The 15,149-nt window shown below is 70.4% G+C and carries 16 protein-coding genes; 9 read left to right on the top strand and 7 right to left on the bottom strand.

Translation table 11 applies throughout. From position 1 onward, the window contains the following. Positions 1-50: 50 nt before the first annotated feature. The 4 genes from KBX50_RS02920 to KBX50_RS02905 all read right to left on the bottom strand — a co-directional run bounded on the left by KBX50_RS02920 (position 51) and on the right by KBX50_RS02905 (position 4,162). Positions 51-1,532: a S1 family peptidase gene (locus KBX50_RS02920; RefSeq protein WP_247672897.1), complete on the bottom strand. Its 1,482-nt coding sequence runs from the start codon at positions 1,530-1,532 to the stop codon at positions 51-53. Positions 1,533-1,807: 275 nt separating this feature from the next. Further along, a complete protein-coding gene (locus tag KBX50_RS02915; RefSeq protein WP_210934322.1) occupies positions 1,808-2,455 on the bottom strand; it encodes a class I SAM-dependent methyltransferase in 648 nt (215 codons plus the stop codon). Positions 2,456-2,585: 130 nt separating this feature from the next. Then, positions 2,586-3,377 carry an MBL fold metallo-hydrolase gene (locus tag KBX50_RS02910; RefSeq protein ID WP_210934320.1) on the bottom strand — a complete coding sequence of 264 codons (792 nt, stop codon included), beginning with the start codon at positions 3,375-3,377 and terminating at the stop codon, positions 2,586-2,588. Continuing rightward, positions 3,374-4,162 carry an alpha/beta hydrolase gene (locus KBX50_RS02905; RefSeq protein WP_210934318.1) on the bottom strand — a complete coding sequence of 263 codons (789 nt, stop codon included), beginning with the start codon at positions 4,160-4,162 and terminating at the stop codon, positions 3,374-3,376. Before KBX50_RS02905 ends, KBX50_RS02910 begins: the two co-directional genes overlap by 4 nt. Positions 4,163-4,345: 183 nt before the next feature. On the opposite strand from KBX50_RS02905, the gene KBX50_RS02900 reads away from it, so the two are divergent. Beyond that, the gene (locus KBX50_RS02900) at positions 4,346-5,170 is read left to right on the top strand and encodes a hypothetical protein (RefSeq protein ID WP_247672896.1); all 825 of its coding nucleotides are present in this window, start codon (positions 4,346-4,348) and stop codon (positions 5,168-5,170) included. Positions 5,171-5,307: 137 nt separating this feature from the next. Then, entirely contained in the window at positions 5,308-6,018 is a 711-nt protein-coding gene (locus tag KBX50_RS02895; RefSeq protein WP_210934316.1) for a VOC family protein, read from the top strand. A gap of 155 nt (positions 6,019-6,173) precedes the next feature. Here KBX50_RS02895 and map read toward each other — a convergent pair whose 3' ends face one another. Further along, a complete protein-coding gene (map, locus tag KBX50_RS02890; RefSeq protein ID WP_210934314.1) occupies positions 6,174-6,992 on the bottom strand; it encodes a type I methionyl aminopeptidase in 819 nt (272 codons plus the stop codon). Positions 6,993-7,067: 75 nt separating this feature from the next. Here map and KBX50_RS02885 point away from each other — a divergent pair, with 75 nt between their 5' ends. Together KBX50_RS02885 and KBX50_RS02880 are read left to right on the top strand one after the other, a co-directional pair. Continuing rightward, positions 7,068-7,334, top strand: coding sequence for a helix-turn-helix transcriptional regulator (locus KBX50_RS02885; protein ID WP_210934312.1), 267 nt, complete (start codon positions 7,068-7,070; stop codon positions 7,332-7,334). Between the two features lie 25 nt (positions 7,335-7,359). Continuing rightward, positions 7,360-7,860, top strand: coding sequence for a hypothetical protein (locus KBX50_RS02880; protein WP_247672895.1), 501 nt, complete (start codon positions 7,360-7,362; stop codon positions 7,858-7,860). A 34-nt stretch (positions 7,861-7,894) separates the two neighbouring features. On the opposite strand, the gene KBX50_RS02875 is transcribed toward KBX50_RS02880, so the two are convergent. Then, positions 7,895-8,365 (bottom strand): DUF4259 domain-containing protein, encoded by a 471-nt coding sequence (locus tag KBX50_RS02875; protein ID WP_210934310.1) that lies wholly within the window; start codon positions 8,363-8,365, stop codon positions 7,895-7,897. Between the two features lie 244 nt (positions 8,366-8,609). On the opposite strand from KBX50_RS02875, the gene KBX50_RS02870 reads away from it, so the two are divergent. After that, positions 8,610-9,434 carry an SAM-dependent methyltransferase gene (locus KBX50_RS02870; RefSeq protein WP_210934309.1) on the top strand — a complete coding sequence of 275 codons (825 nt, stop codon included), beginning with the start codon at positions 8,610-8,612 and terminating at the stop codon, positions 9,432-9,434. A 31-nt stretch (positions 9,435-9,465) separates the two neighbouring features. Here the strand turns inward: KBX50_RS02870 and KBX50_RS02865 are convergent, their stop codons facing one another. Further along, entirely contained in the window at positions 9,466-9,987 is a 522-nt protein-coding gene (locus KBX50_RS02865; RefSeq protein WP_210934308.1) for a hypothetical protein, read from the bottom strand. A 237-nt stretch (positions 9,988-10,224) separates the two neighbouring features. Between KBX50_RS02865 and KBX50_RS02860 the strand changes: the two genes are divergently transcribed. From KBX50_RS02860 to KBX50_RS02845, 4 genes are all read left to right on the top strand, one after another. Then, a complete protein-coding gene (locus KBX50_RS02860) occupies positions 10,225-12,021 on the top strand; it encodes a serine/threonine-protein kinase (RefSeq protein WP_210934307.1) in 1,797 nt (598 codons plus the stop codon). Positions 12,022-12,070: 49 nt separating this feature from the next. Further along, positions 12,071-12,526 (top strand): Fur family transcriptional regulator, encoded by a 456-nt coding sequence (locus KBX50_RS02855; protein ID WP_093407101.1) that lies wholly within the window; start codon positions 12,071-12,073, stop codon positions 12,524-12,526. Further along, complete coding sequence (gene katG, locus KBX50_RS02850; protein ID WP_210934306.1) at positions 12,523-14,799, top strand: catalase/peroxidase HPI; 2,277 nt, start codon at positions 12,523-12,525, stop codon at positions 14,797-14,799. Before KBX50_RS02855 ends, katG begins: the two co-directional genes overlap by 4 nt. Before the next feature lie 169 nt (positions 14,800-14,968). Beyond that, the gene (locus tag KBX50_RS02845) at positions 14,969-15,145 is read left to right on the top strand and encodes a hypothetical protein (RefSeq protein ID WP_210934305.1); all 177 of its coding nucleotides are present in this window, start codon (positions 14,969-14,971) and stop codon (positions 15,143-15,145) included. Positions 15,146-15,149: the final 4 nt, after the last annotated feature.

Genomic DNA, 15,149 nt, shown 5'->3' with positions numbered 1-15,149 from the left:
GGGGGTGGGCCCGCCCCCCCCCCCCCCCCCCCCGCCGGGTCGTCGATGGGTCAGGGGTTGGTGATGCCCAGCGAGTAGCTGCCGGAGCCGCTGTACGCGTGTACCTCGAAGCGGTAGTAACCCGCCGTGCCGTTGTAGGTCAGCGACTCATCCGGCCCGGCGCTGTAGGAGCCGGCCACGTCGACCCAGGCCGATCCGCTCCACTTCTGCAGGTAGAGGTCGAAGTCCACCCCGGTCGGCCCGTCCAGGCAGCCGCGGTGGGTGCCCGAGGAGGACGAGTAGTAGTAGCTGCCGTTCGGCTGGTACCGACTCTGGCCGGAGGAGATGCTGCCGGTGTAGGTCGCCTCGTAGCCGCTGCACCCGGTGGGCGGCGGCGGCTCGCTACCGCCGCTGGTGCGCAGCGTCAGGCCGTACGCCGAGAGGATCTCGTTGACCGGCTGGAAGTAGGTGGTCCCGCCGGAGGAGCAGTTGCCGGAGCCACCCGAGGTCACGCCCTGGGCCTGCTGGCCGGACAGCCACGACCCGCCCGAGTCGCCCGGCTCGGCGCAGGCGTTGGTGCGGGTCAGCCCGCTGACCGAGCCCTCGGCGTAGTTGACGGTCTGGTTCTTGGCCTGGATGGTGCCGCACCGCCAGCCGGTGGTCGAGCCGGAGCGGCAGACCGCCGCACCGACGGCGGCCTCGGTGGAGCCGGCGACCGTCACGTTGCCGCCGGAGTAGTTGTTGACCCACGGCTGGGGCGTCCAGTTCGAGTTGGTCTGGACCCAGCCGTAGTCGTTGCCGGGGAACGACGAGCCGCGGAAGGTGCCCTGGGCCACCTGGTTGTAGCCCTGGGTGGCGGTGCCGGTGCGGCCACAGTGTCCGGCGGTGACGAAGCCTCCGGTCACCGAGAACCCGACCGAGCAGCGTCCGCCCATGTAGTAGGCGTCGCCGCCCCGGACGTCGTAGAGCAGCCGAGGAGCCTCGGTGGTGCTGACCACCCGGACTGCGGCGGCGTCGACGCGGCTCGTGCGGACGAACTTCGCGGCCGCAGCGGTGCTCCCGTTGGCGAGGACCACGACGGTGTTGGTCGTGACGTCGACGTACCAGCCGGGTACCGTGCCGGCCGGCGCCTTGGCGGCGTGGCGGTCCAGGGTCGCCTTGATCCGGTCCAGCTCGGCGCCGCTGCGCTCGACGATGGTCGCTTGCGCGCCAGCGGCCTTGACCCGGTTGGCGGCGGCCTTGCCGGTGACGGCGACGACCAGGCCGTCGGCGGTCATCCAACCACCGGCGTACGACGATCCCAGGGACCGGCGCAGGCTGGCGTCCGTCCTGGTTCCCTTGTCGTCCCGGGCGATCCGGGTGCGCGCCTCGGTGGGGGTCAGGTCGAGGTCACGCTGCATCGCGGCGAGCATCTCCGACGATGCGGACGCCACGGCGGCGCTGGCGGTGTCCGGGGTGGGCAGTGGGGCCGCTGCGGCGGGGGTTACCGCGACGGCGATGGCACCGACGGGCAGCAGGATCGCTGCTGCCGCGAGGGTGAGAACTCGTCTCATCTATTGCCTCCTGTGGAAACGGCGGCGCGGATCGGGGGTGCGCCGCGATCGGGGCGGGGGTGTCCCGCCGCGCTCCGCCCTCGGGGTTTGGGCGACGGTGCTGCGGGTGTCGCAGCCCATTGACCTGGCCGGTGCCGCTGCCGGGCGCCTCGGAGGTACGCCAGCCGGATCAGGTGGGCCACCGCCAACCTAACCGGAATTCATAGAGATGGATCTATACCAGTTAACTCATATTAAGGCGAGCGACGCTCGGGTCCCTGGCGGACGGCGGCTGCTCAGTCAGGCTTGATCGCGTGTACGCGTTCGACGGTGCCGGCCTTCAATCGCTCTGCCTCGACGATCGTGAACCCCGCCGCCCGCACCAGTGGTAGCTGACGGCGGGTGAGGTGTTCGCCGGCCGAGCGAACCGTCAGCCGTTCAAGGAGCCACTGTGCGGCGTAGATCGGTGGCCACGTGCTACCGATGTGGTCCAGCAGGAGCAGTCGGCCGCCGGGCACGAGAACACGCTTCATCTCGTCGATCGCCCGCGCCGGATGCGGGATGCTGCAAAGTGAGATGGCGCAGAGAACGGTGTCGAACGACGCAGGTGCGAAGGGCAACTCCTCCGCGTCGCCCTCGCGCAGGTCGACCGCGCGGCCGAGATCTGCCGCACGTCGCCGCGCGAGGTCCAGCATCGCCCGGCTCAGCTCGACGCCTGTCACCGCCGCGTCGACGGGGTAGTAGGGCAGGTTCCGGCCGGTGCCGACGGCGACCTCCAGCACCCGACCACGCGCGCGGGCACCCAGCCATTCGCGGCCACCGGCGAACTGGACCCGCTCGAAGAACGCGATCTGCTTGTCGTAGCGGGGTGCGGACCTGTCCCACACCCGTCGCTGCTTCGCCGTCGCCGTCTCGGCGATCTTCCTCTGGGTGGGGCCGTTCATGATGGGGGTCTTTCCTCGTAGCCGGGCGGCCGGACGGAGTATTGGCGCTGAGCGACATGGCGCTGTGACATGAATAGGCCGCTGAGACAGTTCGTTCGGGCTCTTGTTGTCGCGCGGGTCACCCGTTCGCTCAGACCGTGAGGGTAATGGCCGTGCCGGGGGTGAGCCAGCGCAGGCTCTCCCGGACCGAGGACGGAGCGGCGGCGAAGGCGGCCTCGATCGCCGGTCGGCCCTCGCGGAAGTGACCCCAGCCCTCGTAGTGGACCGGCAGCACCGTGTGGGCCTTGAGCAGGCCACACAGTTCGGCGCCCTCGGCGGCCGTCATCGTGTAGCGCAGCGGACCGGTGAGGCCGAACCGCACCGCTCCGAGGTGCAGTACGACGGTGCCGATGGCGAACCGGTCGGAGACCTGACGGACTCCGTCGTAGAGCACGGTGTCGCCGGTGATCCAGAGCGGACCGTGCCGCTGGCCGGGCCAGCGCAGCACGAACCCGGTCACCTCGCCGACGACCGGCCGGCTCAGTGGCGGGCCGTGCCGGCACGGGGTCGCGATGACCTCGATGGTCGGGCGGCCGGGTGCGGTGAGTGTGGTGTGCTGCCACGGTGCCAGACCGGTGGTGCCGGCACCGAGTCGCCGGCCGCCGGCCACCGTGGTGACAACCCGGCCCGCCGCCCGCAACAGGACCCGGCCGGCATCGTCGAGGTTGTCGGCGTGATGGTCGTGGGTCAGCAGCACCGCGTCGAGGTCGCCGAGCGACTCGGCGGCCAACGCGGGGCCGGTGAGCTTGCGCGAGGCGGTGCCCCAGCCGAACTGGTAGGTCCGCCCGGGTGCGTCGAACGTCGGGTCGGTGAGCAACTGCCAACCGTCGACCTCGATCAGCACGGTCGGACCGCCGATGTGCGTGATCCGTACGTCGGTCATGCCGCGTGCCGCACGGCCCAGTCGAGCACCTCGTCCGCGATCTGCTCCCACCCCTGCTGGGCCGGCAGCAGGTGGGCGTAGCCCGGGTACTCGCGGCGTTCGGTGATGGTGTTGGAGGTGTAATGCTCCGCGTTCGACCTCTGCACCGCGGGCGGCATGATGTGGTCCTCACCGCCGGAGACGAACAGCAGCGGCGCGCGGTCATTGTTCTGGTAGTCGACCCAGGTGTCCTGGTGACCGGGCTGGAAATTGGCCAGGACGCCGCCCCACACGATGCCGCCGGGGGCGGGGATGTGGTAGCGCTCGTAGAGTGCCCGCGACTCCTCGTCGGTGAACGTGTTGGTGAAGGCGTACTTCCACTGCTCCAGAGTCAGGCCGACCGCCTTGTGTCGGTTGGCGGGGTTCCTGAGCACCGGGAAGGTGGATTTGACCTGGGACAGGGGGACCACGCGAACCCCCTCGGTGGGGGCCGAGTTGAGTGCCACGCCAGCCGCGCCGAATCCGTGGTCGAGCAGGATCTGGGTGAAGGCGCCACCGGCGGAGTGGCCGATGATGATCGGAGGCTCCGGCAGCCCTCGCACGACCTCTTCGAGGTGAGCGATGATCTGCGGAACCGTCACCTGCGCGATCGGGGCCGGGTCGGCGTTGAGCGCCTCCACCTCGACCTCGAATCCCGGGTACGCGGGGGCCACCACCTGGTGGCCCTTGCTCTCGTAATGGGTGATCCAGTGCTCCCAGCTGCGGGGCGTCACCCAGAAGCCGTGCACCAGGACGATCGGTCTCATGGCTGGTACTCCTCCGTAACACGTCCACAACTGCGCCGTATCAAACACCGTGCGGATGGAGAAACCCCGTCGTGCCGTTCGCGGTTGCGGCAGAACGGCGAACGAGACGACGAGGTTGAGCTCAGTATGCGCCGCGCCGAGGGGTAGGACAACGAAGGCAAGTAGATTCAACATCTGCTATATATGGGAACGCTCCCAAGCGCCGCCACCACTTCGCCGCTCCTGGAGGAGAACATGCGCAGCCTTCTTGCCACGTTGACCGCCCTGCTGGTCGGCGTCACGGTCGGCAGTGTCCCGTCCGACGCCGCGGATGCCGCCCACCGAGGCTCCTGCACCCGGCACATGCTCTTCTGCGAGGACTTCGAGCGCCTCCCGCGCGGTGGCGCCAGCACCCTGGACTGGGGCATCGACACGCGCAACGGCACGCTCACCGTGGAACGTGCCCGCCGCGGGAACCAGGTGTTGCACATCCATACGGTCGACAACGGGCGGGCCTTCCTGCGCGTCGACGATTTCGCCGCGCCGGGAAACCGTTTCTACGGTCGGATGCGGCTGCGCGTCGATGCCTTCCCCACCGGCCCGGACTGGGCGCACTTCACCCTGGTCGAGGCGACCGGCACCGGCAGTTCGGAGATCGTCCGTCCGATCGGCGGGCAGTACGCACCCACGGTTCCCGGCATCTTCTGGGGGGTGGGCGCCGACGGCGGGCCGACCGGCGACTGGACCAACTGGCGCGAGTCCGCCCCGGTCGTCGAGGACACCTGGCAGTGCTTCGAGTGGCAGCTCGACCCGGCGGACAACCGGGTCGCGGTGTGGATCGACGGGGTGGCGAACCCGGAGCTGACCGCCTCCACCACCGAACACGGTGGCAACGACGTGCCGTTCGTCCTGCCGACGGTGAACACCGTGAAGATCGGTTGGCAGCTCTACCAGGGCGGCACCACTCCGGGCGAGTTCGACCTCTGGATCGACGACATCGCCCTGTCCACCAGGCGCCTCGGCTGCTGATCTCCACGGCCGACACGCCGTTCGGAGACCATGCCGGCGTCGTCGAAATATTCGGCTGTGCCCGGCAACGAATCTCCTTACGCTTCACCGGTGAATGGCGCTGCCGATGATGGTCAGCCGACGATCCGGGGGATGCAATGACGTGTCAGCTGGTCGCGGTGTGTTTCGATGCGAGCGCGCCACTGCGGCTGGCGCAGTTCTGGGCCGGCCTGCTCGGCCGGGAGATCGTTCGCGATGCCGGCGGCGCGTTTCTCCCCGGCACGGACACGCAGCTCGGCCTCCGGTTCGCGGAAAGCCGCGCGAAGCGGGTGGGGGAGAACCGCTTGCACCTGCACCTCACCAGCGCCGGTCCGGCCGACCAGCAGCAGACGGTGGCCAGGGCGCTCGCTCTCGGTGCCGGCCACCTAGACCTGGGACAACGCCCGGAGGAAGGACACGTCGTCCTGGCCGACCCCGAAGGTAACGCGTTCTGCGTGATCGAGCCGGGCAACAAGTTCCTCGCTGGATGCGGGTTTCTCGGTGAAATCGCCTGCGACGGCACCCGGGAGGTTGGCCTCTTCTGGAAGGCGGCGCTGCACTGGCCGCTCGTGTGGGATCAGGATCAGGAGACCGCCGTGCAGTCGCCGCGCGGCGGGACGAAGGTCGCCTGGGGCGGTCCGCCGGTGGCACCGAAGCAGGGAAGGGACCGGCAGCGCTTCGAACTTGCTCCACCCGCTGACGGTGACCAGCGGTCGGAGGTCGACCGGCTGGTGTCCCTCGGCGCCACGTGGATCGGGGTCGGTGACGATGGCACGGTCATGCTGGCCGACCCCGACGGCAACGAGTTCGGTGTCCTGACCCCCCGATAGCCCACGTGGCCGGCGTCGACCAATTCCTGTGCTGACCCCGTGGTCAAGGCGACGCGCAGACCCGGCCGCTGCGCGGGACATGCCTGGCTGGCGACCTTGCGGATGCCCGACACCGGTGAAACGGCGGTCCGTCGACCGCACGGAGATCGCCCGGGTCAGGAGTGGGTGGCGGACTTCTCGGGGCGATCGGCGGAGGCGGTGCCGTGGGCGGGGCGGCGGGTCAGGACCCGGGGGCCGGAAGCCGTGACGGCGACCGTGTGCTCGGAGTGGGCGGTGCGGGAACCGTCGGCCGACCGGATGGTCCAGCCGTCCTTGTCGTACCTGATCTTGTCGGTGGAGTGGCAGAGCCAGGGCTCGATGGCGATGGTCAGGCCGGGTTCGAGTTTCAGGCCGCGACGGGGGCGGCCGCTGTTGGCCACGTGCGGGGCCTCGTGCATGGTGCGGCCGATGCCGTGGCCGCCGAACTCGGCGTTGACCCGGTAGCCGTAGGAGTGGGCGACCTCGCCGATCGCGGCGGAGACGTCGCCCAGCCGGCCGCCGGGCTGGGTGGCCTTGACGGCGGCTTCCAGTGCGACCTCGGTGGCCTCGATCAGCCTCAGGTCGGCCGGGTCGGGGGTGCCGACGATGACGGAGAGCGCGGAGTCGGCGACCCAGCCGTCGATGCCGACCGCCATGTCGATGCTGAGCAGATCGCCGTCCCGTAGGACGTAGTCGTGGGGAAGGCCGTGCAGCACCGCGTCGTTGACCGACAGGCACAGCACGTTGCGGAACGGACCGCGACCGAACGAGGGGGCGTAATCCCAGTAGCAGGACTCCGCGCCGCGTTCGTTGATCCGGCGGCGAGCGTAGTGCTCAAGGTCCATCAGGTTGACGCCGACTGCGGCGACACCGCTCAGCTCGGCGAGCAACTCGCCGACGAACTGGCCGGTCACCGCCATCCGGTCGATTTCCTCGGCCGACTTGAGCTCGATCATGAAAGCCTCCCTCATCCTTACGGTATTTTTATACCATGCCACGATGGGGCGGCTCGGAGGGGATATCCTGCTGGCATGGTTCGCCAACCGCTCACCGCCGAACAGATCGCCGCGGGCCAGCGCCTCGGAGCCGCCCTGCGGGCCGCCCGAGCCGGCCGCAGCCTCGTCGACGTGGCCCTGGCAGCCGGCATCTCGCCGGAGACGCTGCGCAAGATCGAGGCGGGCCGCCTCCCCGCGCCCGCCTTCGGCACCGTGGTCCGCCTCAGCCAGGCCCTGGACGTTCCCCTCAGCGATCTGGCCGAGGTCTGGCGGGCCGACATGCCCGTCCGCCAGGCGTCCTAGGGTCCCTGCCGACCTTGTGCGTCCGTTGAATCCCCACCGCGCGGGACGGCCCGACCTACCCGTCATCTTTCTGGACCTCGACGGCGTACTGAATCCCTTCGCGGCACCGACCTGCCCGGACGGCTACCAGGAACGTGTCCTCTTCGACGGGGAAGACCCGCAGCGCTACTGCGTGGCGCATGCCAACTGGATCCGGGACCTGGCCGTCGCCGGAGAGCTGTGGTGGGCAACGGGTTGGGGCGAGGACGCCAACGAGCTCTACCTGCCGCTGCTTGGAGTCGGGCCGCTGCCGGTGGTCGGCTTCCCACCGGCGCCGTTCGATCCTGAACTCAAGGTGCCGGCCGTGGCCGCCGTGGCCGCCGATCGACCGGCCGCGTGGATCGATGACGACCACACCGCCGTCGGCCGGCGGTGGGCCGCTGCCCGTCCGGTACCGACCTTGCTCGTATCGATCGATCCCGCACTCGGCTGGACGCGATCGGACGTCGACCGCGTGCTCACCTGGGCGGCATCCCTGCCCAGGTGAGCACGGGTCGCACGAAGCCCCGAGAGGCCCCGTCCTACCTTACCGAGCCGTGATCCGGTCGACCCGCAGACCCATCCGTCCCGGATCGGGCCGTCAGTGACCGGCGCAGCTCGCGGACGGTGTCGAAGGCCGGGTTGTCGTCGTCGGCGAACGCCTCCTGCCACAGGTCGTGCCATTCGGAATCTGCCGACATGATCCGCTCGAGCGCGCTCGCGGCCAGTGCGGGCAGGTCGCCGGGCAGGTCGAGTCGGCCGCCGCTGCGGAGAACCTCCGGAGCGTACGGTGAAGTGATGGGTTGTCCGCCGGGCAGGTGCGCGGCCACGATCGCGGCTGCGGCGATCGCCTCGCAGGCGATGTCGGAGTCGAGGTAGTCCTGCTCGACGGCGGCCCCGTGCAGGGCCTTGCGGACCAGTGCCGGACGCTCAGTGGCGTCGGCCTTATCGAGGTCGCCACACCAGTCGGCGGCGGTGTCGTTGTCGAACGGTCCGCTGTCCCAGCTACCCACGTAACCCTCCCAAGATCGGTTGTGCCGCATTCTGGCACCGGCCACCGACAGGCTTCGACGCTGACCGGGACGACGGTGGCGCATCGACCGCCGGATGTCTGGCACACGGACGAGGAAGCCGAGACGGACCGGAGTGAGCGCGCCGTCGAGAGGACCACTTAGGATGGTCGACGGCGTCGGCCGCAGGATGTCGAGCAGGTGCAGTTCGGCCGACCGTGATCCGGTGTGGACGAGGAGACGAACTGTGGCGAATGAAGAGGTGGCACCGTCCGGGGTCGACATGAGCGTGCCGAGCATCGCCCGGGTGTACGACTTCATGCTCGGCGGCAAGGACAACTTCGCGGTGGACCGCGCCGTCGCCGAGCACGCGCTCAGGATCACGCCGGACGGCCCGCAGGCGGGCCAGGCGAATCGGGCCTTCCTGCGTCGGGCGGTGCGCTTCCTCACCGAGCAGGGCATCGGTCAGTTCCTCGATCTGGGTTCCGGCCTGCCCACTCAGGGCAACGTGCACCAGGTGGCCCTGCGCCACGACCCGCAGGCGCGGGTGGTCTACGTCGACAACGACCCGATCGTGCTGGCGCACGGTCGGGCGCTGCTGGCCGACGCCGGAACCGCGACGGTGGTCCAGGCCGATATCCGGTCACCGGAGGCGATCCTGGAACACCCGGAGGTCCGCCGGTTCCTGGACTTCGACCGCCCCGTCGGGCTGTTGCTCTTCGCGATTCTGCACCATCTCACGGACGACGAGAACCCGAAGGCGGTGGCGGCGAGGCTGATCGACGCCCTGCCGTCGGGCAGCTACGTCGCGGTCTCCCACTTCCGTGATCCCGGTGACCGGCATCCCGATGCCTCCCGGAAGGCGCGCGAGGTCGAGCGCATCTTCAACGAGTCCCTCGGCACCGGTCGTTGGCGTACCGACGAGGAGATCCTCTCCTTTGTCGAGGGCCTGGAGGTGCTGGAACCGGGCCTGGTGCCGGTGGCCGCGTGGCGACCGGACCCGGATGAGGCCGCACCGGAGCAGAGCGACACCTACCACACCTTCGTCGGGGTGGTCGCCCGCAAGCCGTAGTACCGCGGCGTGGCCGGCTGCGCGGATCCCGTCATCGCCACACGGTGACTTGACTGGCCACCAGTGCCTTCTGCCCTTCGAACGGGCGGTACGCCGCCCGGTCGCTCAGGTGGTGGCGGACCGCGAGGCTGCGGTACGAGAAACGGACCACTGTCCCCTCCACGCTGAGCAACTGCGGCGGGGCCGCCTCCACCGCCTGCCGGGTCAGGACGAGCAGGGTGCGGTCGGCCAGGTCGACGTCCCGTACGACGAGCGCGCGCTCGTCGATGACCCGGTCCACGGTCGCGGTCACGGTCAGCGCGTCACCGACGTCGACCTTCGCGAGGGTGTTCGGCGGGCTGGTGCCGGTGGCGGGGGGTGGCGGTTCCGCCACCGGCTCGGGGGCGCAGCCGGTGACGGCGAGTACGGCCGCCAGTGCGGTGGCGAGCGCTGTGTGCCGGACGCCGCGCGGAACGGCTCCTCCTTGGCCGCCCCGCACGGCCGGATGGACTGCCGGACCGCAGGCAGCGCGTACCCGCCGCGTGGTCGAGCTGGCCAAAGGTCGGTCGCGCATGTCGTCGCCTCCTCGAAACGATGCCTTTTCCCAGAGATGCCCTGCGGGATGACGAGTGCCGCGCGAACGTGTGACGGTCACGTGACATCACGAATCGAGACGTACCAACTGATTGACCAGGGGTTTTCCCGCCTCCAGCCGGGGGTAGCGCGATAGTCGACCAGGGCGGTGACCGGACACGATCCGCCGACGGGACACCCTGCCGGGGGTGCGCGACCGGAGCGGGAGGTTGGGCTCGTGCGATGTCTACAGCGGCGTTACCGGCTCGACGAACCGGTCGGCCGGGGTGGGATGGCCACCGTCTGGCGCGGCTACGATCTGCGGTTGCAGCGTACCGTCGCGGTGAAGCTGTTGTCGGCGCCGCTGCTGGGCGACCCGGCGGCCCGCGACCGCATCCGCCGCGAGGCGCTGGCCGCCGCCCGGCTGGACCACCCGGGTGTGGCCCGGGTCTACGACTACGGTGAGCAGCGGCACCTGACCCGCACACCCACCCCGTTCCTGGTGATGGAGTTCGTCGCCGGATCGACGCTGTCCGCTCGTCTCCGTGCCGCCGGCCCGCTGCCTCCGGACGAGGCGCTGCGGATCGGTCAGCAGGTTGCGGCGGCTCTCGCCGCCGCGCACGAGCAGGGCATCGTGCATCGGGACGTCAAGCCCGGCAACATCATGCTCACCGAGAGCGGCGTGAAGGTGGTCGACTTCGGTATCGCGGCCGGCGCGGGTGACGACCCGGCGGAGCCGGACGGGCAGTTGTGGGGGACCCCCAGCTATCTGCCGCCGGAGCTGACCGCCGGAGCGGAGGCGGTGCCGGCGGGCGACGTGTTCGCCCTCGGCGTCGTGCTCGCCGAGTGCCTCACCGGTCAGGCTCCTCAACGCGCTCCGCACGAATCGGTGGCCGTCCCCGCCGTCGAGGGATTGTCCGACTCCCACGCGCACCTGATCGGTAGGTGTCTGGCCACCGATCCGGACCGGCGTCCGGGCGCGGCCGAACTCGCCGAGATACTGGCCGGGGTGACCAAGACTGTGCGGCCGGCACCGGGCTCCGCGCCCACCTCGGTCGCCGTACCCACCCGGACGGTCGCGGGCCCCACCAGGCCAGCCGGCGCACCTGCCTGGCGGTCGGCGGTCGTCGGGCGGCGGCGCGGACTGTTGTTCGCCGCTCCTGCCGCCGCGGCGGCCGCGCTGGCCGGGATCCTACCGGGACTGCTCACCGCCGAGGAAGGCTCGGCCGACCCACCCGCCGCCGAGGCCGGCTGCACCGTGCAGTACCGGGCACAGCAGGCCGCCGATGGGCGTTTCCTGGCTCAGATCAGCGTTACCGGAACCGGGCGACCCGCGACCGGGCAGCGGGCGCTGACCTTCACCCTGCCGGCCAGCCAACATCTCCTCGACGTGCGGGGCGCCGCCTGGACACACGATGAGCAGCGGGTGACTCTGCGGCTGGCCGAGCCGTCGGAACCGGGCACGGGCGTGACGGCAACCCTGCACGGCCGGGTCGAGTCCGGCGGGCACGAGACGCCGGAGCGGTTCAGCCTGGCGGGTGTCGCCTGCGAGCATGCCGGCACGCACGTACGGACATCGGTCCTGGCCTCCGCGTCGGCCGAGCCGGCGGCATCGACGGAGGGGTCCTCCCGGGGGCGGTCGGACACGCCGGACGAGGACCGCCCGTCTCCGGACGGCGGCGGAGGCGGATCGGGTCAGGCCGATGCCCAGCCGTCGGGCGCACCATCGGCGACGCCGCCGGGCACGCCGACCAGCTCGCCGCCGACCACGTCCGATCCGTCGACCTCCCCGAGCCCGTCGGCGACGACCAGCCCCACGCCCAGCCCGTCGGCGACGTCGAGTCCCGCGGCGACCTCGCGGCCCCCCACCCCGTCCCCGCCGCCGGATCCGACCGGGGCGCCGAGCACGGAACCCGCCGAAACCGCAGCTCCCACTCCCGAACAGACGTCTCCCACCGCCTCGGTGACCTCTGCCACGTCGGCGGCTGCGGACGAGGGCGGGGACACCGGCGACACCGGCGACACGAACGCCTGATCCCGCGAAAACTTGATTGATTCCAGAAGAGTCGAGTAGGTTCGTCGGCATGACGGCCGACTTCGAGGCGCAGCTGCGGGCGGTCTCGTTGCGCGTGACCCGACCCCGGTTGGCGGTGCTCGCGGCGCTACGCGACCACCCGCACGTCGACACCGACACCGTGATCCGGCTGGTCCGTGCCGATCATCCCACCGTGTCCCACCAGGCGATCTACGATGTGCTGCGGGCACTCACCGACGCCGGTCTGGTGCGCCGCATCCAGCCCACCGGAGCGATCGCCCGCTACGAGTCCCGGGTCGGAGACAACCACCATCATGTCGTCTGCCGCTCCTGCGGCGTGATCGCCGACGTGGACTGCGCCGTCGGCTACGCCCCCTGTCTGACCGCCTCCGACGACCACGGATTCGTGGTCGACGAGGCGGAGGTCGTCTACTGGGGCACCTGCCCCGACTGCGCGACCGCCCGCACCACCAGTGAACCGCCAGGTCGGAAGGAAGCACATTGAGCAACGCAGAGCACGACGCCCCGTCCAGCGCCCAGGGCGTGGACTCCAAGGCGGCGGCCGGCTGCCCGGTCGCGCACGACTCCGTGACCGCCCACGGCAGCGAGAGCGAGAACCCGGCGATCGACTCGCCGACCCCGAAGACCGGCGGTCGTCCGCGTACGAACCGGGACTGGTGGCCCAACCAGCTCGACCTCTCGGTGCTGCACGCCCACTCGTCGAAGGGCAACCCGCTGGGGGAGGACTTCAGCTACGCCAAGGAGTTCGCCAAGCTCGACGTCGAGGCGCTCAAGCGGGACATCACCCAGGTCCTCACCACCTCGCAGGACTGGTGGCCGGCCGACTTCGGTCACTACGGCGGCCTCATGATCCGGATGAGCTGGCACGCCGCGGGCACCTACCGCATCGAGGACGGTCGCGGTGGCGCCGGTGACGGCGGGCAGCGCTTCGCCCCGCTCAACAGCTGGCCGGACAACGCCAACCTGGACAAGGCGCGCCGCCTGCTGTGGCCGGTGAAGCAGAAGTACGGCCAGCAGATCTCCTGGGCCGACCTGCTCGTGCTCGCCGGCAACGTGGCCCTGGAGTCGATGGGCTTCAAGACCTTCGGGTTCGGCTTCGGCCGGGAGGACGTCTGGGAGCCCGAGGAGATCTTCTGGGGTCCGGAGGACACCTGGCTGGGTGACGAGCGCTACGTCTCCGAAAAGGAGATGGCGCAGGGTGTCGGCGCGACTGAGATGGGCCTGATCTACGTCAACCCCGAGGGCCCGCGCGGCAATGCGGACCCGCTCGCGGCGGCGCACTACATCCGGGAGACCTTCGCCCGGATGGCGATGAACGACGAGGAAACCGTCGCGCTGATCGCCGGTGGTCACACCTTCGGCAAGACCCACGGCGCCGGTGTCGCCGACGACCACGTGGGCGCGGAGCCGGAGGGCGCGCCGCTGGAGGCGCAGGGTCTGGGCTGGCTGAGCACGTACGGAAGCGGCAAGGGCGCCGACACCATCACCAGTGGCCTCGAGGTCACCTGGACCGACCGGCCGACGCAGTGGAGCAACCGCTTCTTCGAGATCCTCTTCGGCTACGAGTGGGAACTCACCACCAGCCCCGGCGGTGCCAAGCAGTGGGTCGCCAAGGACGCCGAGGCGATCATTCCGGACGCCCACGACCCGTCGAAGAAGCACAAGCCCACGATGCTCACGACCGACCTGTCGCTGCGCGTGGACCCGACGTACGAGAAGATCTCCCGCCGGTTCCTGGAGAACCCGGACGAGTTCGCCCTGGCCTTCGCCAAGGCGTGGTTCAAGCTGCTGCACCGTGACATGGGGCCGGTGAGCCGGTTCCTCGGGCCGTGGGTGCCGGAGCCCCAGCTGTGGCAGGACCCGGTGCCGGCCGTCGACCACGAGCGGGTCGGTGACGCCGACATCGCGGCGCTGAAGGCGAAGGTCCTGGAGTCCGGTCTCACCACCGCCCAGTTGGTGAGCACCGCCTGGGCCTCGGCCGCGAGCTTCCGGTACACCGACAAGCGCGGCGGTGCCAACGGTGCCCGGATTCGCCTCGAACCGCAGCGCAGCTGGGAGGTCAACCAGCCGGAGCAGCTCGCGACGGTGCTGAGCACCCTGGAGGGCATCCAGCGGGAGTTCAACTCGGCGGGCGGGGCCAGGATCTCCCTCGCTGACCTGATCGTGCTGGCCGGTTCGGCCGCGGTGGAGAAGGCGGCCCGGGACGCCGGTGTCGAGATCACCGTCCCGTTCCACCCGGGCCGCACCGACGCCAGCCAGGAGCAGACCGACATCGAGTCGTTCCGGGTCCTGGAGCCGCGTGCCGACGGGTTCCGCAACTACCTGCGTCCGGGCGAGAAGACCCAGCCGGAGGTGCTGCTGATCGACCGGGCGTACATGCTCAACCTGACCGCGCCCGAGATGACCGTGCTCGTGGGTGGTCTGCGCTCTCTCGGCGCCAACGTCGGTGGCAGCCGGCACGGCGTGCTCACCGACCGGCCCGGCGTGCTCACCAACGACTTCTTCAGCAACCTGCTCTCCCCGGGCACCCGCTGGAAGGCGTCGGAGTCCGACGAGCACGTGTACGAGATCCGTGACGTGGCCACCGAGCAGGTGAAGTGGACCGCCACCGCGGTCGACCTCATCTTCGGCTCCAACTCCCAGCTCCGCGCGCTCGCCGAGGTCTACGCCAGCGACGACGCCCGGGCCAAGTTCGTGGCCGACTTCGTGGCGGCCTGGACCAAGGTGATGGAACTGGACCGCTTCGACCTCGCCTGATCCGACGACACCCACCCGACGAGCCCCGGGCGACCAGCAACGGTCGACCGGGGCTCGTCGCTGACATGGGACATCACGGCGGGTCGTCTCTATGCTACTAATTGGAGTGACGTTCGCCGCTCCGTCGACTGATCCGTCCCGCAGGCACCGGCATTGAGGGGAGTCACCCGTGGCCCATGCCGCACCCGTCGAGGCCCAGCAGACGTCAACCGATCTCACTGTCCTTCTGCGCACCCCGCTCCGTCAGCTCTCCACCGAGCAGGTCCGGCCCCTCGTACGCCGGATCGTCGAGGACCGCGACCGCGCCGAGGCGGTCGATGTGGCGGCGTTCAATTCGGCGATCTGATACC

The sequence above is a fragment of the Micromonospora sp. C51 genome, assembly GCF_018070435.1.
GTDB classification, from domain to species: domain Bacteria; phylum Actinomycetota; class Actinomycetes; order Mycobacteriales; family Micromonosporaceae; genus Micromonospora; species Micromonospora sediminimaris.
This window is presented reverse-complemented; position numbering and strand designations above follow the sequence as displayed.